At 33.3% G+C, this 2,381-nt stretch carries 3 protein-coding genes; 2 read left to right on the plus strand and 1 reads right to left on the minus strand.

All coding sequences use genetic code 11. The features are described 5' to 3' along the window. Positions 1–40 precede the first annotated feature (40 nt). Positions 41–196 (minus strand): hypothetical protein, encoded by a 156-nt coding sequence (locus GSY74_RS03645; RefSeq protein ID WP_164663750.1) that lies wholly within the window; start codon positions 194–196, stop codon positions 41–43. Between the two features lie 148 nt (positions 197–344). Here GSY74_RS03645 and GSY74_RS03650 point away from each other — a divergent pair, with 148 nt between their 5' ends. Then, on the plus strand, positions 345–2,096 hold the full coding sequence (locus GSY74_RS03650; RefSeq protein ID WP_164663751.1) for an IS1634 family transposase: 1,752 nt from the start codon (positions 345–347) through the stop codon (positions 2,094–2,096). 49 nt (positions 2,097–2,145) lie between these two features. After that, positions 2,146–2,295: a hypothetical protein gene (locus GSY74_RS03655; RefSeq protein WP_164663749.1), complete on the plus strand. Its 150-nt coding sequence runs from the start codon at positions 2,146–2,148 to the stop codon at positions 2,293–2,295. Positions 2,296–2,381: the final 86 nt, after the last annotated feature.

Genomic DNA, 2,381 nt, shown 5'->3' on the forward strand with positions numbered 1-2,381 from the left:
AGTATAATACCTGTCCTAACTATGAAAACATCCGTAATAGTCAATAGTGGAATGAAACCAGAACAACAGCTGCTTTAGCACTCTGTCCTGTAACAACTCCTCCAATATACTTCTCTTCTATAGTTTCTATCTTTTTCAGTAACTTTTTCTTAAAATTACCATCATCTATTACACGCTCTTCCCGACTTACGCCCAACCCAATCTTAAAGCAAAAACAAATCCCATAAAACAAGTAAAAGAAAAGTTTGAAATATTTGTAGTGCCTAGTAAATATTATATATTGTTTAATTTAAGGTAAAATTAGCTATAGTACGAATAGCAAAAAACTATAAAAAGAAGCCGATATGTTCATCAGAGTAAAAAAGACACCCAATAGCCCAAGATGTTCCATACAGATAGTAGAGAGTACACGAGTTGAGGGTAAAGTAAGACAGAAGATTGTTAAACATGTTGGTGTAGCACAAGATGATAGAGAGTTGGAAGAGTTAAAAATATTGGCAGAGTCAATAAAAAGGAAACTTGAGTTAGAGAACTGTTTACCACTTTTTACACCAGAAGAGTTAGAGAGTGAGATAGATAAAGCCAAAAAGAAGATGGATGAGGGGCAATATAGTGATGAAGATTATATTGTGAATGTTAAGAACTTAATAGAAGAGGATAGAGTGATTACAGGTATACATGATATATATGGAAAACTCTTTGATGAGTTGCATTTAAACTCCATCTTTGCCTATCCTTCTCGTAATAAAAAGTCCCTAAAACATTTTAAAAATATAGTACTCGCACGAATAGCCAAACCTGATAGTAAAAGAGCATCGGTGAATATGTTAGAGGAGAACTTTGGAATTAGCTTGAACCTTGATTCTGTCTATAAAATGATGGATAAAATCAATGATAAATCAATAGAGAAGTTAAATAGTTTAGCCTACAATAAAACCAAAGATTTATTTGGTGGAAATATAGATGTTATTTACTTTGATGCGACTACTCTATACTTTGAGTCTTTTACAGAGGATGAATTTAAGAAAAATGGATATTCTAAAGATAGGAAATTTAATCAACCACAAGTAGTATTGGCATTAATGGTTACCAAAGAGGGACTGCCTATTGGATATGAAGCATTCAGTGGAGATACCTTTGATGGACATACGCTTATTCCAAGTCTAAAGGTATTAAGAGAGAAGTACAATATAGATAAAGTGGTCTATGTGGCTGATAGTGGGATGTTTAACAATGATAATTTAAAAGAGTTAGAAGAATTAGAAGAGCATGAGTTTAACTATATTGTAGGGGCTAGAATAAAGAATCTCTCTAACTCCATTAAAGAACAGATTGTAAATCAAGAGAACTACCGTGAACTGAATGCTGATAAAACCGTGGCTAGATTCACACTTGACAGTGGAAGAAAGCTTGTGGTTACCTATTCTAAGAAGAGAGCGAAGAAGGATAAGGCTGATAGAGAAAAAGGGATTAAAAAACTAAAAGATAAACTAGAAAAAGAGAAATCGGTTAAATCACATCTCTCTAATCATGGATATAAGAAGTATCTACAGTTGGAGGAGTCTACCCAACAGAATGATAAATTTGATAAACAAAAAGATGATAATAATAAAAAGAAAAAATCTTGTGATTTAACCATTGTACTTAATGAGGATAAAATCAAAGAGGATGAGAAGTGGGATGGTTTAAAAGGTTTGGTTATTAATGCCAATTCTACACTCTCTAATGATGAGATATTGACACAATACAACAATCTATGGCAAGTTGAGGAGTCCTTTAGGATTACCAAACATGATTTAAAGATACGACCTATCTATCACTGGTCACCTAAAAGGGTCAAAGCACATTTAGCAATTAGTTTTGCTGCTTATATGTTAACACGATATTTAGAGTATAGAGTACGACTTCAATATAAAAAACTCTCTCCTCAAATTATTAGAAACTTACTACTTAATGTTCAGAAGTCTATTGTTTATGACAAGAGCAAAAAAATTAAGTATATTATTCCTTCAAAGATTAAGCCTGATGCTAAGAAAATCTACAATCTTATGGAAGTCTCTCACTCTCTTACGCCTTATATTTTAGGTAAACTTTGATTTGTAGTGCCTAAATTAATTGTGGAATTCCTATATTTAGGGGGTTGTAGTGCTTTTTGGGCGTAAGTCGGGAGTTACTGTTTTAGATCCAAAATACTATTTGGCACTCTCTCTTCCTCTTTTAAGTATGACAGAGTTCATGAAGATTGCAACAGCACCTGATCAGATTGTAAAAGATATTAAAAGAGCTTATAAATAAGCGTTTTTTTCTACGTGGGTTCGGTGTTACCGAACCTACTCCTCCTCTTCAACGCCTACAGCACCAACAACACTTGAAATTGCCCG

The sequence above is a fragment of the Sulfurovum sp. bin170 genome (assembly GCF_010892395.1).
Taxonomy (GTDB): domain Bacteria; phylum Campylobacterota; class Campylobacteria; order Campylobacterales; family Sulfurovaceae; genus UBA1140.